Origin of the sequence: Kribbella sp. NPDC026596, assembly GCF_040638415.1 — a bacterium.
Lineage (GTDB): Bacteria > Actinomycetota > Actinomycetes > Propionibacteriales > Kribbellaceae > Kribbella.
Genome location: NZ_JBEZYF010000110.1, coordinates 1 through 18034, shown reverse-complemented (window position 1 = coordinate 18034; position 18034 = coordinate 1). Strand labels below are relative to the sequence as shown.

Below are 18034 nucleotides of genomic sequence, written 5' to 3'. Positions count from 1 at the left end.
GCGCGCAGATGCCACCGGCGCGGGCGGCCGCTGGTCGAGATCGCATGCCAGCGCATCGGGCATAGCACGTACTTACCGATCGCGAAGGGCAGCAATCCCGCCGCAGCCGGTAGTAAGGCGGTGTGCGGGACGCGCTCGACATTCCACAGCGAGAGCCCGACCGCGGCCAGCAGCGCGGCGATGCGCACGCCACGATGCGTCGCGATTGTGGAGACGAGCCGCGCGATCCGCGCGAGATTCGTCTGGCTCTTGTCCATGACGGCTTCCTTCCGGGCCGCCGCTGACACGTGCGCAGGCCCGACAGTCCAATGCCGCGACCATATCCGGCGTGTCCAAGAACGGCATCGTGACGCATGTCGTGGACCTTTGCCGCCATTCCGGGGGAGCAAAGCCCTGTGCCGCTGCCGGTCGCCTCGGCGACAGTGGAAGGAGGAGCGGCGGAGGGAGTGAGCGATGGTCGCCGAGGGGGAGACAACGCTGCTGCGCGTGGCCGGCCGGGCGCAACAGGTCGCGCGTGAGGTGACCGTGATCGCGGCCGCCATCGTCCTGTACTTCGGCGTCCGGGGCCTGATCGCGACCAGGGTCGACGTCGCCTACCGGAACGCCGAGAGCGTCGTCGCGGTCGAACAGTGGGCGGGCGTTTTCGTCGAGCCGAAGCTGCAAGCGGCCTTCACCGCGCACGGCTGGATCGCAAACACGGTGAGCTACATCTACATCTACGGGCACTGGCCGGTGCTGCTGACGACGTTGCTGTGGTTACTGATCCGGCATCGCGAGGCGTACCGGACGTTCCGGAACGCGATGCTGATCTCCGGTGCGATCGGCTTGGTGATCTTCGCCGTCTTCCCGGTGGCACCGCCGCGCTTCCTGGCGGGGTACGGCTTCGTCGACACGGTCACCGAGCAGACGGAGGCCTATCGGGTGCTGCAGCCGCCGGCGTTCGTGAACCAGTACGCCGCCGTGCCGAGCCTGCATCTGGGCTGGAACCTGCTGATGGGGATCGCGGTCGCCGGTCTGGCCGGTCATTGGAGCATGCGTTTGTTCGGCTGGCTGATGCCCATCCTGATGCTCGCCGCGATCGTCCTGACCGCCAACCACTACCTGTTCGACGGTCTGGTCGGCGGCCTGATCGCCCTGCTGAGTCTGTGGGCCGTCAACCGGTTCGGCTCGGCCGGTCGGCACCGTGGGCACGGGCGAAGGTCTGCCGGCTCCGGTGCCTTGGGCCCTCCTGAGGCAGTGCGGCGCGAGGTGTCCCGCTCGGAGTTCCACTCCGTCGAAAATGCGAGGGACAGAACGAGATCTCGAATGTAGCGTGACCGAGTTATGGAGATGTACGACGTCACGCGGGCGATCGCGGCTGCGACTTCGGTTGCCGCATCGCTCGACCTGCCAGTTAACGACGCAATCGTTCTTCACAACTCGAACAAGCTGGCGCTGCGGCTGACGCCATGCGACGTCTTTGCCCGGGTCGCGCCCGTGGGGCAAGAGGTTGCCGAGCTCGAAGTCGAGCTCGCTCAACGGCTCGCCGAGGTCGGATGCCCCGTGGGTGCCTTGGAGCCTCGGGTGGACCCGCTTGTGTACAAGCGCGATGGCTTCGCAGTGACGCTGTGGACCTACTACGAGCCCGTGACGCCTCAAGTCTCACCAGTCGACTACGCCAAGGCGTTGGAGCGGCTGCACGCCGGCATGCGCAAGGTTGATGTGGCGAGCCCACGGTTCACGGATCGCATCGCGGAGGCGGAAGAACTGGTTGCCAACCCGGATCTCTCGCCGGAGCTCGCCGACGTAGACCGCGTGTTCCTCAGCAGCAGACTAGAAAGCGTGCGACGGGCGATCGAGGACCGCGGGGCCGTGGAGCAGCTGCTCCACGGCGAGCCGCATCCAGGCAACCTGCTCAGCACGAAGAACGGCCCGTTGTTCATCGACTTCGAGACGTGCTGCCGTGGGCCGGTCGAGTTCGATCTCGCCCATGTTCCCGAGGCGGTCTGCGAGCACTACCCGGGCGTTGACCAAGGACTGCTGGACGAGTGCCGGCAGCTCGTTCTCGCGATGGTCGCAGCGTGGCGTTGGGACGTTGGCGACCAGTTTCCGAACGGGAGGCGCTTCGGAGAGGAATTCCTGCGCTCGCTGCGCGAGGGTCCTCCATGGCCGACACTCGACACGATGTCCAGGCGACTGGACGGTGTGTAGAACGCCGACTCCGCGGCGCCTGATCGGGGACTGACCGTACGGCGGGGGATGGGCCGGGTGGTCCGGTAGGACGGGACCTTGGGCCCTCACCGCGCACGCGGGGTGGAGCGAGTCTTGAGATGCAGGGAAACGACCGGCTCGCCGGGAGCGGACCGCGAAAAGGGTGGCTGAGGCCACGAGATTCGCCGTCATCAAGACGGTTCCGGTCCGGTGAGCCGGTCCCCCTGCGTCCAGCCGAGACGCGCCCGGGAGGTTGTCATGAGCACCGTCAAGGAGCGCTCGGGGGAGCTGTGGGTGCTCAGGCAGACCCGGCGACTTGGGATCGGAAGGAACCCGATGCGTCGCTCATCGGATCGCGTCGAGGTGGGTCTGCTGTGGTGCGGGCTCCTCGTCGCGCTGCTGCTGATCCCGGTCGCCGCCGCGATCGGTACCAGCGTCAGCCGGGCCTATGGCGAGTCCGCCGCCCGCCAGCGAGCGGTTCTGCACCAGGTGAAGGCGACGACTCTCGAAGGCACCGAACGCGACGTACCGACCGCACCCGGGGACGTGTTGTCGCGAGCAAGGGTCCGCTACGTCGACGCGAACGGGTATGCGCGCGAAGGTACGGCGAGTGTCGTGATCGGCACGAAGGCCGGGGACCAGGTGACCATCTGGCTCGACCGCTCCGGCGCCATCGCCCCCAGCCCGCGCTCGAGCGCCGACAGTTCGGCCTTCGGCACGTCGGCCGGCTTCCTGACGCTGGCCGGCACCTGGCTTCTGCTCTGGGGCCTCGTGCGACTCGCCCGTGTCCCGCTGGACCGCCGCCGGGCAAGGGAGTGGGAGGTCGAGTGGCTCGCGGTCGCCCCCCGCTGGCTCCGCGGCCAGAAATGACATCAGGGAGCCGGCCCCTGGACGGGACCGGCTCGAGTGTGTTCGTCACTTGCGGCGCGCGATGCGGTCCATCGCGGACCGGACGGCGGTTTCGCTCGGTTGCGGCCACAGGACGTCCCAGGCGTGGAAGATCAATCCGATACCCCAGCCGAACATCGGGAACACCGGCCAGAAGAATCCCGCGCCGGTCAGGTACCAGATGACCACCAGGAAGGTGTTCACCGTCAGGTAGGCGAGGACGTGACCGGCGAGTTCACGCCGCTTGCGCAGCTCCTCCACCGCCTGCTCACGCAACTGGTCCTCGGTCCGCGCCGGACCGGGCCGATCGATGAGTTCCTTGTCGTTCATGAGTGCCTCCTTGCTCATCAGTTCCACCGTCTGCCGGTGCCGGACGCTCGGACAGAGCACCAAGACGCGCTCCGGGCAGGACCTTCGGCTCTGCAATTCGAAACGTCGTCGTTCGACGCTGCCACCGAAGGACGAGTGACGGGAGGGTGTGATGAGTACGACGACGTATCCGGTCCGGGTGGACGGGGCTCTCGACGACCGGCTGAATCGGTGGTTGTGGCTGGTGAAATGGGTGCTGGTGATTCCGCACCTGTTGGTGCTCGCGCTGTTGTGGATCGCGTTCGTACTGCTGAGCTTCGTGGCGTTCTTCGCCATCTTGTTCACCGGGCGGTATCCACGGGGGATCTTCGAGTTCAACGTCGGGGTGCTGCGATGGACGTGGCGGGTGGAGTTCTACGCGTACGGCGCGCTTGGCACGGACAAGTACCCGCCGTTCACGTTGCACGACGTACCGGAGTATCCGGCGCATCTCGATGTCGCGTATCCGGAGCACCTGTCGCGTGGGCTGGTGCTGGTGAAGTGGTGGTTGCTCGCGATCCCGCACTACATCGTGGTTGCCTTCTTCATCGGTGGTGGCACGTGGTTCGCGACTCAGGCCGATGACCGGGCCTGGGGATGGGGTTCGGGTCTGGTCGGTCTGCTGGTGCTGGTGGCGGCGGTCGTGTTGCTGTTCACCGGCCGCTATCCGCGGTCCGTCTTCGATCTGGTGCTCGGCATGGACCGCTGGGTGTTGCGGGTTGCGGCGTACGCGGGCCTGATGGTCGATCAGTACCCGCCGTTCCGGCTGGACATGGGCGGTGACGACCCCGGTACGACGAGATTGCACGAGCAGCCGCTGGAGCCGTACCCGAGGCCGGCTGGGTCGCCGCCGCGCCAGCCTGAGCGGCAGATGTCGGCTGGGCGGACCGTCGCGTTGGTGCTCGGCGTTCTCGTGACGTTGGCGTCGCTGGTGGGGCTGAGTGTTGGGGGTGCGCTGCTGTGGCTGGATCAGGGGCGGCGTGATTCCGCGGGCTTTGTCACCTCGGACAAGGTGACGCTGAGCACGACCGGGTATGCACTGGCCAGCGACGAGCTGACGATCGATGCGGGAGCCGCGTCGGTGCCGCACCGCTGGTTCGGTGACGCCCGGGTACGGGTGCAGATGGTCGGTGGTGGCCCGGTGTTCGTGGGCCTCGCATCCACCTCCGACGTGCGCAGGTATCTGTCGGGTGTCGGGTACACCACGGTGACAACCGTTGGCCCGAACAGCACGACGTACGCCGATCATGCCGGCACCGCACCGGCGACAGCGCCGGCCGAGTTGAACATCTGGCGTGTACAAACCGCGGGATCGGGGGAGCAGACGATCATCTGGCCGCTCGAGAACGGTGACTGGACGCTCGTGGTGATGGCGCCGGACGGCAGCAAGGAGCTGAGCGTGCGGGCCGACGCGGGTGCTACCGCTCCAAGCCTGGAGTGGCTGTGGATCGCGGTCCTGACGAGCTCGGGTGCCTTCCTCCTGCTCGGCACGCTGACTGTCGTGCTGGTAGTCGTCCGGCAGCCGAAGCCAGGACCTTCGACCCTGCAGCAGACCCTGCTCCGCCGGTCGAATGAAAGGGACGGAGAGACAACCGACTGAGGGGCTGATGATGAGCGTACGGGTTGGGATCAACGGGTTCGGGAGGATCGGGCGGGACTACCTGCGGTGCGTGCTCGAACGCACGTCGAGCGGCATCGAGGTGGTCGCGATCAACGACATCGCGGCGCCGGCGACGCTGGCGCACCTGTTGCGCTACGACTCGACGTACGGGCCTTTGAAGGAGGAAGTCGGCTACTCGGACGACTCGATCACGGTCGGCGGTCGCATCATCCGCGCGACCGCCGAGCGTGATCCGGCCCGGCTCGACTGGGCGAGTGTGGGCGCCGACATCGTGATCGAGTCGACCGGCAAGTTCCGTACTCGCGAGACCGCCGGCGGACATCTGGCCGCGGGTGCACGCAAGGTGATCCTGTCGGTGCCCGGCAAGGACGTGGATGTGACCGTCGTACTGGGTGTGAACGAGGACGACTACGACCCGGCGTCCCACCACGTGATTTCGAACGCCTCGTGCACGACGAATTGCGTGGCACCGATGGTGTCGGTGCTGCACCGGGCGTTCGGTGTCGAGCGGGGCCTGATGACCACGATCCACAGCTACACCAACGACCAGGTACTGCTGGACTCGCCGCACAAGGATCTGCGCCGGGGTCGGTCCGGTGCCGCGAACTTGATCCCGACCAGTACGGGCGCAGCCCGCGCGGTCGGCCTGGTGATCCCCGAGCTGGCGGGCAAGATCGACGGTGTCGCGGTCCGGGTCCCGATCGAGGACGGTTCGCTGACCGACCTGAGCGTGGAACTGTCCGAGGTCGTCACCGCGGAGCAGGTGAACCAGGCGTTCGCGGACGCGGCGGCCGGGCCACTGAAGGGGATCGTGCGCTACACCACGGATCCGATCGTGTCCCGCGACATCATCGGCGACCCGGCGTCCTGCATCTTCGACGCGCAGCTCACCCAGGTCCAGGACCGCCTGGTCAAGGTGTTCGGTTGGTACGACAACGAGTGGGGCTACACGAGCCGCCTGGTCGACCTGACCGAGCTGGTTGCCGGATCGATGTGACAGGAGGAGTCATGAACAGCGCGAGAGTCGTCTGGCTGCACGGCGCCGCGGATCCACAGCAGGTCGGCGTGAAGAGCGCTCGACTCGCCGAGCTGGCCGACGAGGGGATCCGGGTTCCCGAGGGCTTCGCGGTGACCGCCGCGGCGTACCAGGAGTTCGTCCGCGAGGCACGGCTGGGACCGGTGATCGCACAGGAGCTCCGCAGGTACCGGGCCGGGCGGGATCTGGTGGTGGTCGCCGCCGCGATCCGGACCGCCTTCCGAGAGGCGTCATGGCCGGCGGAAGTGGCCGATGAGATCCTCAAGGCCTACGAGGAGCTGGGTGGCGACGGCACCGAGGTTGCCGTTCGCTGCAGCCCGCTCGGACCGCACAACGCTGAGCAGGGTGAGGTCTTCCTGCACCTGCGGTCCGGAGCAGCTGTGCTGGCCGCGTGCCGGCGGTGCTTCGCGTCGCTGTTCAGTGCCGTTGCTGTCGGCAACCGCGAGCTCAACGGACCGGATCATCTGGCGGCCGTGATGCCCGTGGCCGTGCAGCGGATCGTGCGCGCGGACGTCGGCGGTTCCGGCACGGCCCGCGGCGAGAGCACGTTCGTACGGATCCGCGCCGCGTGGGGGCTGGGCGAGCCGCCTGCCGGTGACGCCGACCAGTACTCGGTTCACCTGGGTCCCCGGCCGCTGATCGTGAAACACCGCGGCGCGAAGAAGACCAAGACCGTGTACGCCGATCCGCACGGCACCCGCACGCTTCCGACCACACCGCAGGAGCGTTCCGGTCTGGTGCTGACCGATGACGACATCAAGGAACTCGCCCAGTGGTCGGTCACTGCCGATAGGCATTTCAAGCGTCCGATGAAACTCGAATGGGCCAAGGACGGGTGCTCCGGTGACCTGTACCTGGTCGAGGTCAACCGACGGGTGATGCCCGCGGTGACCATCGATGCTCCCGCGCATCCTGTTCCGGCACGTCGACTCGGGTGACGCCATGTTCGAGTCACCGACCTCGACGGGCTGAAAGAAATCCTCGTCCAGTACCCGAGTCAATCATGGGAAGAATCGATGAACAAGTCCATCCTCGTGGGTGTCGACGACACGCCCGAGAGCCAGCTGGCGCTGCACTGGGCGGTCGAGGCGGCTGAAGCGCGCGGGGTAGCCGTCCGGGTAGTCCGGGCCTATTTGAATGAGCTGAGCAGGTGGCCTGCGCTGGGGGTCGAGGGCTACGTTCCACCACCGATGCCGCTGGACAAGTATCAGCACGAGGTCGAGGACGCGGTGCGGTACGCGCGGGACCGGCTCGGCTACGAGGGTGGGTCCGGATGGCTGGCGAACAACGATCCGGCGCACGCGATCCTCACTGAGGCGGGGGAGGCCGAGATGGTGGTGGTCGGGACCAGGTCGCGGAACAAGGTCTCGGCCGCTGTGCTTGGTTCGGTGGCGACGTCGGTTGCGGCGAAGGCTCCGTGTCCGGTGGTCGTGGTGCGCGGTGAGCGGCGTACCGGACCGGTGGTGGTGGGCACCGACGGCTCGGCGGACTCGGAGGAGGCCGTGGCCTTCGGGTTCGAGGAGGCGGCGCGGACCAGGCAGCCGCTGAGGGTTGTGTACTGCTGGCATCCGCAGGATCAGCAGGCCGATTCGGTCGAGAGCACCGAGGGGTTGCTGCAGAACTGGCTGGCCGAGAGCCTCGCGCCGTCCCGCAACAAGTACCCGACGGTACGGGCGCAGGCGTCGGTGATCGGAGGCCGGGCGAGCGCTGAGCTCGTCGATCTGTCGGCGACAGCATCCCTGGTGGTGGTCGGTTCCCGCGGCCGCGGCGGCGTCGCCGGCCTGCTCCTGGGCTCCGTCAGCCAAAGCCTCCTGCATCACGCAGACTCGCCCGTCGCGATCGTCCGCCGGCACGAGGAGTGATGATGCGCCACCTGCTGACAGTCGCCGACGTGATGACCACCGATGTGGTCTCAGTCGCCGAGGACACGCCGTTCAAGGCGGTGGCCGCCATCCTGGCGGAGCACCACATCAGCGCGTCCCGGTGCGCAACTTGTACGGCGGCGTAGCCGGCGTAGTCTCCGAGACGGACCTCCTCCGCAAGGAGGAGTACCAGCGGGCCGGCAAGCACTGGCTCCATCGGACGGCCCGGACCAAGGCCGACGCGTTGACGGCCGGGGCGCTGATGACCAGGCCGGCGATCACCGTGGAGGGCGGCTGCACGCTGGACGAGGCCGCGCGGTTGATGGCAGCCCACCGGATCACCCGTCTGGTCGCGAAGCGCAGTACCGTCGCGTTCGCCGAGACACTCATCGCGGGCGTCGACGGTGTCGTCGGTGTCAGGAACGAGCTGACCTGGGCGTTCGACGACACTGCGCCTGCCGCCGGTACGGCGGGCCCGTTCTACTAGGAACCCGGTCCGGTGACCGCGACAGAACTCTCGACGACAGGGCTGGCCAGCGACCCGCGGGAGCCGGCCGATCGGCTGTTTCGCGATCTGCGCACGACACCGGACGGCCTGACGGAGAGGGAGGCACAGCGCCGGCTGGAGGCGTACGGGCGGAACGAACTCACCCGGCGGCGGGGGAGTGACTGGGTGGGTGAGCTCGTGCGGCAGCTCACCCACCCGCTGGCCTTGTTGCTGTGGCTCGCCGCCGTGCTTGCGGCGATTGGCGGTACGGGCGTTCTCGCGGCCGCGATCGTGGTCGTGATCCTGCTCAACGCCGGGCTCGCGTTCGCGCAGGAGCGCCAGGCCGAGCGTGCGGTCGAGGCGCTGGCGGCCTATCTGCCCGTTCAGGCGACGGTGGTGCGCGACGGGATCACCCAAGCCGTCGAGGCGCGCACCTTGGTGCCGGGTGATGTCGTTGTGATTGCCGAGGGCAACCGGATCTCGGCAGACGTCCGGCTGGTGGCCGGTGCGGTCGAGATCGACAATTCGACGCTGACCGGCGAGTCGGTGCCGGTGATCCGCTCCGCCGACCTGACCGATGTCTCGGGCAATCTCCTGGACGCCGGCGACCTCGCGTTCAGCGGCACGAACTGCACTGCGGGCGAGGCCCGCGCGGTCGTGTTCGCGACCGGGATGCATACCGAGCTCGGCCGGATCGCGGCCATGTCGCAGGCGGCACCGTCGGGCTGTTCGGTGAGACCCGGGTCGTACGGTTGCGGCATGACGGCGAAGCGGAGCTGGGTCGAGCAGATCATGGGCCTGCCGATCAGTGTGCTCGCCCGCGGGGACGTGGCGCAGTCGTCGCGGGCCGACGCGGCGGTGCGGGAGGTCTTCGCGGAGTTGATCGAGGTCGATCGGGTGTTCTCGCCGTACAAACACGACAGCGTCGTGAGCCGTCTGGCGCGCGGGGAGGTGGATTGGGACGCGGTGGATCCCATGGTGCGGGATGTGGCCGGGCGGTGCGTCCGGGCCCGCGACCTGACCGGCGGTCTGTTCGACGCTGAGCTGCCTGGTGGTGGATGGGATCCCTCGGGCCTGGTGAAAGGCTGGGCGGCTGAGCGTGCGGGCGAGCGATTGCGTGCCGTCCCTGGCCTCGACTGGTGCCTGAACGCGGGCGGCGACGTCCTGGTGCGGTGCCCGAGCGGCGAGTCGTTCACCGTCGGGATCCAGGATCCGCGCGATCCAGGGCAGGTGGTCGCCAGTATCGCGCGGACCGAGGGAGCCGTGGCGACGAGTGGTACGGCGGCCAGAGGCGCGCACCTCTACGACCCGCGGACCGGCGGTCCGGCGGCGACCCGATGGCTGTCGGTGTCGGTGTACGGTCCGTCGCTGGAGACCGCCGACGTTCTCGCGACCGCCGCGTTCGTCGCGGGGGACGACTGGCCGGCGGTACTCGACGCGCTGCCTGGCTACGAGGGCCTGGGGATCCTTGCTGATGGCAACCTGTTCGGCACGGACGGCTGGCCGCGCGACGGATCGACGGTGGCACCGTGACCACGCCGCGACGGATCCTGCTGATCGAGGATGACGCCGACCTGGCCGGACTGCTGGACCGGGTGCTCGCCGACGAGGGGTACGCCGTGACCAGAGCGGGCGACGGTCATACCGGGCTTCACCTCGCGCTGACCCAGCCGTTCGAGGCGATGATTGTCGACCGTGGCCTGCCGGCCGTCGAGGGTCTGGACCTGATCGCACGATTGCGCAGCCGTGGCATCGTCACGCCGATCCTGGTCCTGTCGGCGCGGAACCGTACAGAGGACCGGGTCGAAGGACTCGACGCCGGTGCCGAGGACTATCTGGCGAAGCCGTTCGAGCTGACCGAGTTGCTGGCGAGGTTGAGAGCCCTGCTCCGGCGCCACCTCGATCACGCCGGTCAACTGGCCATCCCGGGTGGTTCCCTGGACCTCGCCAGCCGCACGGTCCGACGGTCGGGCGGAGGCACGGTGGAGTTGTCCGAGCGCGAGGCGGCTTTGCTCGCTCTCCTGGCGGCGAGGCCGGGTGTCGTGTTCAGTCGTGGTGACCTTCTCGATCGAGTCTTCGACGACGCCGAGTCGGAGACAGTAGTGGACACCTATGTCCACTACTGCCGGCGCAAACTCGGCCGTGGAGTGATCAGTACGGTGCGCGGCCTCGGCTACCGGCTGGGCAGTTCATGAGCGGCGGGCCGATCGGTGACGAGGTCCTCGTCCGGAGAGCTGCGCGTGGCGTCGCCCTCCAGGTCGCGGCTCTGGTCGCGGTGGCGATGCTGGTCCTGATCACTCTGGTCACGATCGTGGTGGTCCGCGGTCAAACTGGTGCTGCCGACGATCTGCTCCGGTCGGCCATCGCGACAGCCGATGACGTCGGCGATCCTCCGGCTGGAGCCTGGCTGGCGATGACCGGCCCAGCTGGTACGACGGTCACGCCGGGGCTGCCGGACGAACTCCTCCCCGAGTTGGCCGCGATGCGTAGCAGTGCCACCGGACAGGTCAGGCTGGCTACGGTGGAGAACGACGACGGTGAGTACCGAATCGCCACCGGGATCATCAAGGGCAGGCCTGTCCAGGCTGTGCTCGATCTGGCGACGGCGCATCAGGAGCGTGCTCGTCTGCTGCAGGCGATGGGCTTCGCGTCGGCCCTCGGCCTGCTGTTCGCCGGGCTTCTCGGCGTCCTCATCGGCCGTCGCGCGGTCCGCCCGTTGGCCCAGGCACTCACCCTGCAGCGGACGTTCGTGGCCGATGCGGGCCACGAGTTGCGCACGCCGTTGACCTTGCTGAGCACGCGGGCCCAGGTGCTCGACCGAGCGCTCCGGCGTGGCGTTTCGAGCAACGAGGTCCTGCGTGATTCCGACGGTGTCGTGCAGGACACCAAGCGACTTGGAGAAGTCGTCGACGACCTGCTCGCGGCCGCCGACCCGCGCGGAGCCGAGGATCATGAACCAGTCGATCTCGGCGGAGTCGCCGAGGCCGTCGCGGACAGCGCGGCGGCCCACGCGGAGCGGGCCGGCGTGCGGCTTCGCTGGCACGCGGACGGCGGCAGCCTGCTGGTTCTCGGCTCGGCCAGCGCCATCCGGCGCGCGACGATCGCGCTGGTCGATAACGCGATCGAGCACACACCACCTGACGGCGAGGTGCGGATCGCCGTACGGCGGCAGCGCCGGGAGGTGATCCTCGCGGTGAGTGACACCGGTCCGGGGATCGGCCCGGAGGAAGCGCAGCGAGTGCTGCGCCGGTTCGCCACGGGCGGACATCGCGCCGGCCGCGCACACTACGGCCTCGGCCTCGCGCTCACCCACGACGTCGCGAACCGTCATGGTGGCCAGCTCCGGCTGGCGCCCAGCCAGGTCGGCGCGACGTTCGAGCTGGTCCTGCCGTCGGTCGAGGAACCCGGTCCAAGGAAGGCCTAAGAATCCGCGGGCATCGTCGTGGCATGACGAACCGCGGTCCTGCGCAGGCGACGAGCCGGCATCGCATCGCGCATCTCCGACGGCGGAGTCCTCGTACGCCGGTCTGGTGGCGCGACGCCATCGGTGTCCTGAGCTGGGGCAGCGTGTTGGTGGTCGTCGCCTTGTGGTTGTCCGGACGTGGTATCCAGTTGCTCGCGGCCGGGGCGGCTGATCTGCTGACGTCGCTGGGGCGGTTGGCCGGTCTGGTGGCAGCGGACTTGTTGTTGGTGCAGGTGTTCCTGATGGCCCGGGTGCCCATGATCGAGCGCAGCTACGGTCAGGACGAACTGGTCCGCAGGCACCGGCTGGTCGGCTTCTGGTCGTTCAACCTGCTGATGGTCCACGTCGGGCTGATCCTCGGGGGCTACACGCTGCGCGATCACAACAATCTGCTGCGGGAGACGTGGGACGTCGTCACGACGTACGGCGGAATGCTGCTCGCGGTCGCGGGAAGCGTCGCGTTGACCGTTGTCGTCGTCACCTCGGTCCGCGTAGCCCGTCGGGCGTTGCGGTACGAGTCATGGCACCTGCTGCACCTCTACGCCTATCTCGGGGTTGGGCTGTCCGTTCCGCACGAGATCTGGACGGGTGCGGACTTCGCGACGTCGCGGGTTGCCCGGCTGTACTGGTGGTCCGCGTACGCCGTAGCGCTCGCCGCGATCCTGGTCTACCGCGTGGCCCTGCCACTGTGGCGAACGCTCCGGCACGGACTGACGGTCCGCGAAGTGATTCGCGAGGGACCCGGCGTGGTGACGGTGCTGCTGGCAGGTCGAGGCCTGCACCGGATGCCGGTCCAAGCCGGTCAGTACTTCGTCTTCCGATTCCTCGACGGCCCGGGATGGTCGCGCGGCAATCCGTACTCGTTGTCTGCCTCGCCGGCTCCGGATCGTCTGCGGGTAACCGCCAAGGCGGCCGGTGACGGAAGTAGCCGGCTGGCGGGGTTGCGCCCTGGCACCAGGGTCGTGATCGAAGGCCCCTACGGCCGGCTCACCGGTGAGCGGCGAGTCACCGGCAAGGTCGCGATGTTTGCCTGCGGCATCGGCATCACACCGCTGCGGGCTCTGCTGGAAGAACTTGCCTATGAACCGGGAGACGCGGTCCTGGTCTATCGGGCTCACGAGGCTGGCGACGTGGTGTTCCACGGCGAGCTCGAGCAACTGGCTCGCCTTCGCGGGATCACCGTGCATTACCTGCTCGGCCGGCGAATCCGGAACCGGGAGTCCTGGCTGCCGGAGAGCGCCGCGGCGTGGACCGACGAGGACGCGATGCGGCAGCTCGTCCCCGGCATCAGCGGGTACGACGTCTACGTGTGCGGACCTGATCCGTGGATGGACGCGGTGTGCGCGACGACCACCCGAATCGGTCTTCCGCCGAACCAGCTTCATCAGGAGCGGTTCTCGTGGTGAAAGGAGTACGTGCGTGAGGCGCGGGATCAAACTGGTCATGTCGGCCACCACTCTGGTAGTCGTTGGCGTGGCACTACGGGCCGGCGTTCAGCCGCATCCGGCGGCCGGCGTAGTGTCGTCGGCCCAGGCAGAGCGACCTAGGCAGATAACCACTCGTCCGAAGCCGCCACCTGCCAATCGCTCCGACCCCCGGACGGCACCGCCGAGCCGACCGAGTCCGGTCCCACACACGGCGGCACGCCCAAGCCCCTCGAAGTCCGTTTCGGTGACGGTCACCGGTGATCTGGTTCAGACGGAGTACGGGCCGGTGCAGGTCGAGATCAGCCTGCAGAGTGGGCGGATCGCTCGTGTGCGTGCCCTGGCCCAGCCGAGCGGGGACGGGCAGACCGACGCGATCAACAGCTACGCCGTGCCGCAACTGGGTCAGGAGACACTTGCTGCGCAGAGCGCGCGGATCGACACGGTATCCGGAGCCACCTTCACCTCCGGCGGCTACCGCCAGTCGTTGCAGTCGGCTCTCGACGCGGCTCATCGGGCCGGTGCGCGATGACGAGCCACGCGGCGCGGCTACGGCGCAACGCGGCCGTCGTCGGAGCCACCGGAGTCCTGCTCGGTCTGCTCTTCCTGTACCCGACCAGCACGAACCGGACCGATTCGCCCACCGCCACCGCCAAGCCCGGGGTCGTCAGAACAGGACCGGCGAGCGGCGTCCTGACGGTCAACGGCGCCTCGGCCGGCACCCGCTACGGGCCGCTGCAGGTCCGCGTCACGATCCGTTCGCAGCGCCTGGTCGCCGTGACCCCACTCCTGTATCCATCGTCGGGCGGACGAGACCGAGAGATCAGTGCGTTCGCCCTCCCGCAGTTGGAGCGGGAGGCAATCGCCGCCCAGAGCGCGCAGATCGACACGGTGTCGGGCGCGACGTTCACCTCCGACGGATACCGCCGCTCGCTGCAGTCCGCCCTCGACGCAGCCCACCTGCAGGGCTGAGGCCCTCCAAGAAAGCCCCAAGAACAGTCTGCCAGCGTGGCGATATCAGATCAGAGCGACCTGAAGGAACCTGATGCAAACCATCAACGGGCTGCCTGCCCATGTGCTCCTTGTCCACGCCATCGTCGTACTGCTTCCGTTGTCGGCGGCGTTGCTCGCACTGACCGCGATCTGGCCGGCCGCCGGACGCCGGTTGGCCGGTCCGAACGCGATCCTGGCGGTGCTGGTCGTCGTACTGGTACCGATCACGACGAGCGCGGGAGAGTTCCTCGAGCACAACCTCAGGCCGAACTCCCTCATCCATCGCCACGCCGAACTCGGCGACACCGCCATCTACGCCGCCGTCGCGGTCGCCGTCCTGGCCCTGATCGTCTGGTGGCGGCAACGGGAAGGCCGAGGGACGCCGACGAAGCGTGCCTACCTCGCCCCGGCCTCGAGCACCGTCACGGCACTTGTGACAGTGATCGCCTTCCTGGTCGCGGGCGCGGCGGTCTACGACGTGGTCAGGATCGGCGACTCCGGCGCCAAGGCGAGCTGGAGCGGCTGGGCGCAGGGTTCCTGAGGCCTCGCGCTCACGGGTGGGCGGTGGGGATGTCGCGGCCGTCGAGGGCTGGGAGGGCTAGGGCGGTGAGAAGGGCGGTGCCGGCGAGGAGCCAGAGGTAGCTGGGTTGGAGGCCGGCGCCGAGGGGGCCGGCGTGGAAGGCTTGGTGGATGGGGGAGTAGGGCTGCCAGGACTCGAAGCGCGGCAGAACGAGACCGATCGCGTAGACGAAGTAGGCGGCGGCAGCGGCGGCCGAGGCGATGCCGATCGCGGTGGAACGGCGTCCGGTCAGGGCACCGGCGGCCAGGGCAAGTACGCCGTACTCCGTGCCGAGCAACGTGATCGCGAGAGCACCACTCGCGGCCGCGGGCACGCTGATGCCGAGGCCGAAGATCAGGCTGCCGAGCGTGGTGGCGACGAACAACGCGAACCCGAGGACCGTGATCGACAGTGCCAGCGCGAGCGCCTTGTCCAGGACGATCCGGAAGCCGGAGACGGGCGTGACCAGCAGCAACTCCAGGGTCCCGCGCTCCTCTTCGCCGGCCAGAGCCCGGGCGCCGTGGCCGATGCTGTAGACCAGGAACAGCCCCGGCAGCATGAGCGTGAACAACTCGGCGTTGAGGAAGCCGGCGCCGGTGGTCATGGCGTCGAGGTCGAAGAACTTCCGCAGCTCCTCGGGGAACGACTGGTACAGCTCGGTCAGGTTCGGCATGTCCCGGACCGATGGCCACAGAGCGCTTTCGAGGAGCACGAGCACCGCGATCGCGATCGACCATCCGATCAGTCCGCGGCGGGCGTCGTACATCGACTTCGAGAAGACGTTGCGGAACATGGCGTTCACCTCTGACCGGAGTAGTAGCCGAGGAATGCGGACTCCAGGTCGGCCTCATGGCTGACGACGCTCGTCACCTCGTACGGCGCGACCACCTTGATGAGCTCGGCGGTCGACCCGGCCACGACCACATGTGCGGTCCGCCCGTCGATGGTCAGCTCCTGCACACCGGGTACGGCGTGGATCCGATCGGCCGGCGGGGTGTCGGCGAAGGTGAGGTCGAGGCGGCGGCGGGCGCTGTCCCTCAACGTTTGTACGGACTGCGTGGTCACCAGCCGGCCGGCTCGCAGGATCGCGACGGTGTCGGCGACAGCATCGACCTCGGACAGCACGTGGGACGAGAGGAAGACGGTCTGCCCGGCGTCCCGGGTCTCGCGGAGCAGGTCGCGGAACTCGCGCTGCATGAGCGGGTCCAGCCCGGTGGTCGGCTCGTCCAGGATCAGCAGGTCCGGGTCATGCATGAACGCCTGGACGATGCCGACCTTCTGCCGGTTGCCACGGGACAACGCGCCGATCCGAACACTCAGGTCGAGGTCGAACCGCTTGGCCAGGATCTCGATCCGGCCCCGGTCGACTCCGCCGTACAGGTGGGCGAAGTAGTCCAGGTACTGCGCGCCGGTGAGATCGGGGTAGGCGACGAAGTCCCCGGGCAGGTAGCCGATCCGGCGCTGGATCACGTCGTACTGGTCGTTCGCGTCGAACCCGAAGACCACCGCCGAGCCGGACGTCGGCCGGATCAGTCCGGCCAGCAGGCGGATCGTGGTGGTCTTGCCGGCCCCGTTCGGCCCGAGATACCCGAGGATGACGCCGGCCGGAACGTCCAGATCGAGACCTTCGAGTGCGGTCCGGCGGCCGAACCGCTTCGTCAGTCGCCGTGCTTTGATAACGATGTCCATGGCAACGAATCCTCAGGCGTGGTGGATGACGGCGACCGGGCAGTGCGAGTGATGGAGCAGGCCGCGGGCCACCGATCCGAGCCGCAGTTCGGTGAACGCGGTGTGCCCGAGTCCTCCGACGACGACCAGATCGGCGAGCTCGGACTCGCGCGCGAGCACGCGGACCGGATGATCGGCGACGGCGCGGTGCTGGACGGCCACCTCGGGGTACTTGACCGTCCACTCGTCGAGGGTCTGCGTGAGGAGTGCGTCGGCCGGGCCGGCCCAGGGTGGCTGGCTGGGGTCGGTCCAGACGTTGGGATCGGGATAGCTCTCGCGCAGTTCGACAGCGTGCACTCCATGGAGCTCGGCGTCTGTCGCGTCGGCCAGTTCGAAAGCGAAGCGCAGCGCGTCCCGGCTCTCGAGTGAACCGTCGACTCCGACCACGATCCGTCGGTGGGGCGGGGCTGCAGGGTCCCAGCTGTCGGGTACGACGATCAGCGGCACGGTGGTGCTGAGCGCCGTACACGCCTGGGATGTCGATCCGAGAACGAGCTCGGCGAAGCCACCCATGCCGCGGCGCCCGACGACGAGGGCCTGGGCGTGCTCGGACAGCTCGAGGAGAACCTTGGCCGGATGGCCGTGGCGGACCTCCAGTGACGCGGCCGCGAATCCGATCCGTTCGAGCTCCTGCAGGGCGTCCTCCAGCACCTCGCTGCCATCGTCCGGTCCGGTCGGTGGGGCGTTCGCGGGCAGCTGCGGGCGACCATCCACGATGTACACGGCATGCAGCGACGCGTGGCGCAGGGTGGCGTAGGACGCAGCCCAGTCGAGCGCGATCAAGCCGTCGCGCGATCCGTCGATCCCGACGAGCACAGGCGATTCGGCTGACATGGGGACCACCACCCCTCGGTTCGTAGTCCTGCAGCTCCAGTCAAGCCGCGGGCAGGACCTGCGGGGAGGGCCGAAGGTCCTCGGGATGGCGGCTGTTCGGCTCGCGGTGCTGAGGTGAGAACGGCCCTGACCGGTACGGCGCTGAGGTTCGACGATCGAGGTGTCGGAATCGAGTGAAAGGACACATCATGACCACCACGCCGAACCGGCGCCATCTGCCGGCTCCCACCATCGAGCCTGACGGCGATCGGTACCCGGTCATCACGCCGATGGCCGGGCGTGCGCTCGCCGTACTGCGGATCGTGTACGGGCTCACGTTCTTGTGGGCCTTCTTCGACAAGTTGTTCGGCCTCGGTTACGCCACGCCGTCCGGCAAGGGCTGGATCGACGGTGGCGACCCGACCGCCGGATTCCTGGGCAAGGGCACCAACGGCCCGCTGGCCGACTTCTACCAGGGCCTGGTCGGTGACTGGTGGGTCACTCCGCTGTTCATGGTCGGTCTGGCTGGTATCGGTCTGGCGCTGACGATGGGGATCGGGATGCGGATCGCGGCCGGTGCCGGCGCGCTGCTGTACCTGCTGATGTGGTCGGCGAACCTGCC

General features: G+C 68.4%; 22 protein-coding genes. 17 read left to right on the top strand and 5 right to left on the bottom strand.

All coding sequences use genetic code 11. From position 1 onward, the window contains the following. Nucleotides 1-257, bottom strand: a 257-nt coding sequence (locus AB0E63_RS44340) for a hypothetical protein (RefSeq protein ID WP_360380317.1), incomplete at its 3' end; no start/stop codon positions are given. A 196-nt stretch (nt 258-453) separates the two neighbouring features. On the opposite strand from AB0E63_RS44340, the gene AB0E63_RS44335 reads away from it, so the two are divergent. From AB0E63_RS44335 to AB0E63_RS44325, 3 genes are all read left to right on the top strand, one after another. Next, entirely contained in the window at nt 454-1311 is an 858-nt protein-coding gene (locus AB0E63_RS44335) for a phosphatase PAP2 family protein (RefSeq protein WP_360380314.1), read from the top strand. A gap of 12 nt (nt 1312-1323) precedes the next feature. Then, nucleotides 1324-2190: an aminoglycoside phosphotransferase family protein gene (locus AB0E63_RS44330; protein ID WP_360380312.1), complete on the top strand. Its 867-nt coding sequence runs from the start codon at nt 1324-1326 to the stop codon at nt 2188-2190. A 258-nt stretch (nt 2191-2448) separates the two neighbouring features. Continuing rightward, nucleotides 2449-3060 (top strand): hypothetical protein, encoded by a 612-nt coding sequence (locus AB0E63_RS44325; protein WP_360380309.1) that lies wholly within the window; start codon nt 2449-2451, stop codon nt 3058-3060. A gap of 45 nt (nt 3061-3105) precedes the next feature. On the opposite strand, the gene AB0E63_RS44320 is transcribed toward AB0E63_RS44325, so the two are convergent. Then, nucleotides 3106-3408, bottom strand: a complete 303-nt coding sequence (locus AB0E63_RS44320; RefSeq protein ID WP_360380307.1) for a 2TM domain-containing protein — start codon at nt 3406-3408, stop codon at nt 3106-3108. A gap of 151 nt (nt 3409-3559) precedes the next feature. On the opposite strand from AB0E63_RS44320, the gene AB0E63_RS44315 reads away from it, so the two are divergent. The 13 genes from AB0E63_RS44315 to AB0E63_RS44255 all read left to right on the top strand — a co-directional run bounded on the left by AB0E63_RS44315 (nt 3560) and on the right by AB0E63_RS44255 (nt 14853). Next, nucleotides 3560-5026, top strand: a complete 1467-nt coding sequence (locus AB0E63_RS44315; RefSeq protein WP_360380304.1) for a DUF4389 domain-containing protein — start codon at nt 3560-3562, stop codon at nt 5024-5026. Nucleotides 5027-5036: 10 nt separating this feature from the next. Beyond that, nucleotides 5037-6044: a type I glyceraldehyde-3-phosphate dehydrogenase gene (gene gap, locus AB0E63_RS44310; RefSeq protein WP_360380301.1), complete on the top strand. Its 1008-nt coding sequence runs from the start codon at nt 5037-5039 to the stop codon at nt 6042-6044. A gap of 11 nt (nt 6045-6055) precedes the next feature. Further along, a complete protein-coding gene (locus tag AB0E63_RS44305) occupies nt 6056-7021 on the top strand; it encodes a PEP/pyruvate-binding domain-containing protein (protein WP_360380298.1) in 966 nt (321 codons plus the stop codon). Nucleotides 7022-7099: 78 nt separating this feature from the next. Next, nucleotides 7100-7945 carry a universal stress protein gene (locus AB0E63_RS44300; RefSeq protein WP_360380296.1) on the top strand — a complete coding sequence of 282 codons (846 nt, stop codon included), beginning with the start codon at nt 7100-7102 and terminating at the stop codon, nt 7943-7945. Between the two features lie 2 nt (nt 7946-7947). Further along, entirely contained in the window at nt 7948-8091 is a 144-nt protein-coding gene (locus AB0E63_RS44295; RefSeq protein WP_360380293.1) for a CBS domain-containing protein, read from the top strand. After that, nucleotides 8067-8432, top strand: a complete 366-nt coding sequence (locus tag AB0E63_RS44290) for a CBS domain-containing protein (protein ID WP_360380290.1) — start codon at nt 8067-8069, stop codon at nt 8430-8432. Before AB0E63_RS44295 ends, AB0E63_RS44290 begins: the two co-directional genes overlap by 25 nt. A gap of 12 nt (nt 8433-8444) precedes the next feature. Then, nucleotides 8445-9965 (top strand): HAD-IC family P-type ATPase, encoded by a 1521-nt coding sequence (locus tag AB0E63_RS44285; RefSeq protein ID WP_360380287.1) that lies wholly within the window; start codon nt 8445-8447, stop codon nt 9963-9965. Further along, nucleotides 9962-10627 (top strand): response regulator transcription factor, encoded by a 666-nt coding sequence (locus AB0E63_RS44280; protein WP_360380285.1) that lies wholly within the window; start codon nt 9962-9964, stop codon nt 10625-10627. The genes AB0E63_RS44285 and AB0E63_RS44280 overlap by 4 nt, the downstream gene beginning before the upstream one ends. After that, on the top strand, nt 10624-11856 hold the full coding sequence (locus AB0E63_RS44275) for a HAMP domain-containing sensor histidine kinase (RefSeq protein WP_360380282.1): 1233 nt from the start codon (nt 10624-10626) through the stop codon (nt 11854-11856). The genes AB0E63_RS44280 and AB0E63_RS44275 overlap by 4 nt, the downstream gene beginning before the upstream one ends. 23 nt (nt 11857-11879) lie before the next feature. Beyond that, nucleotides 11880-13301 carry a ferredoxin reductase family protein gene (locus tag AB0E63_RS44270; protein WP_360380280.1) on the top strand — a complete coding sequence of 474 codons (1422 nt, stop codon included), beginning with the start codon at nt 11880-11882 and terminating at the stop codon, nt 13299-13301. Nucleotides 13302-13566: 265 nt separating this feature from the next. Beyond that, nucleotides 13567-13851 carry an FMN-binding protein gene (locus AB0E63_RS44265; RefSeq protein WP_360380277.1) on the top strand — a complete coding sequence of 95 codons (285 nt, stop codon included), beginning with the start codon at nt 13567-13569 and terminating at the stop codon, nt 13849-13851. Further along, entirely contained in the window at nt 13848-14291 is a 444-nt protein-coding gene (locus tag AB0E63_RS44260; RefSeq protein ID WP_360380275.1) for an FMN-binding protein, read from the top strand. The genes AB0E63_RS44265 and AB0E63_RS44260 overlap by 4 nt, the downstream gene beginning before the upstream one ends. 73 nt (nt 14292-14364) lie before the next feature. After that, nucleotides 14365-14853 (top strand): DUF2231 domain-containing protein, encoded by a 489-nt coding sequence (locus AB0E63_RS44255; protein ID WP_360380272.1) that lies wholly within the window; start codon nt 14365-14367, stop codon nt 14851-14853. A 10-nt stretch (nt 14854-14863) separates the two neighbouring features. On the opposite strand, the gene AB0E63_RS44250 is transcribed toward AB0E63_RS44255, so the two are convergent. The 3 genes from AB0E63_RS44250 to AB0E63_RS44240 are packed head-to-tail and all read right to left on the bottom strand — an operon-like array spanning nt 14864 to nt 17433. Beyond that, the gene (locus tag AB0E63_RS44250) at nt 14864-15664 is read right to left on the bottom strand and encodes an ABC transporter permease subunit (protein WP_360380270.1); all 801 of its coding nucleotides are present in this window, start codon (nt 15662-15664) and stop codon (nt 14864-14866) included. A gap of 5 nt (nt 15665-15669) precedes the next feature. Further along, nucleotides 15670-16560, bottom strand: coding sequence for an ABC transporter ATP-binding protein (locus tag AB0E63_RS44245; protein WP_360380268.1), 891 nt, complete (start codon nt 16558-16560; stop codon nt 15670-15672). Between the two features lie 12 nt (nt 16561-16572). After that, a complete protein-coding gene (locus tag AB0E63_RS44240) occupies nt 16573-17433 on the bottom strand; it encodes a universal stress protein (protein ID WP_360380266.1) in 861 nt (286 codons plus the stop codon). A gap of 188 nt (nt 17434-17621) precedes the next feature. On the opposite strand from AB0E63_RS44240, the gene AB0E63_RS44235 reads away from it, so the two are divergent. Next, on the top strand, nt 17622-18034 hold a 413-nt coding region (locus AB0E63_RS44235), incomplete at its 3' end, for a hypothetical protein (protein ID WP_360380264.1).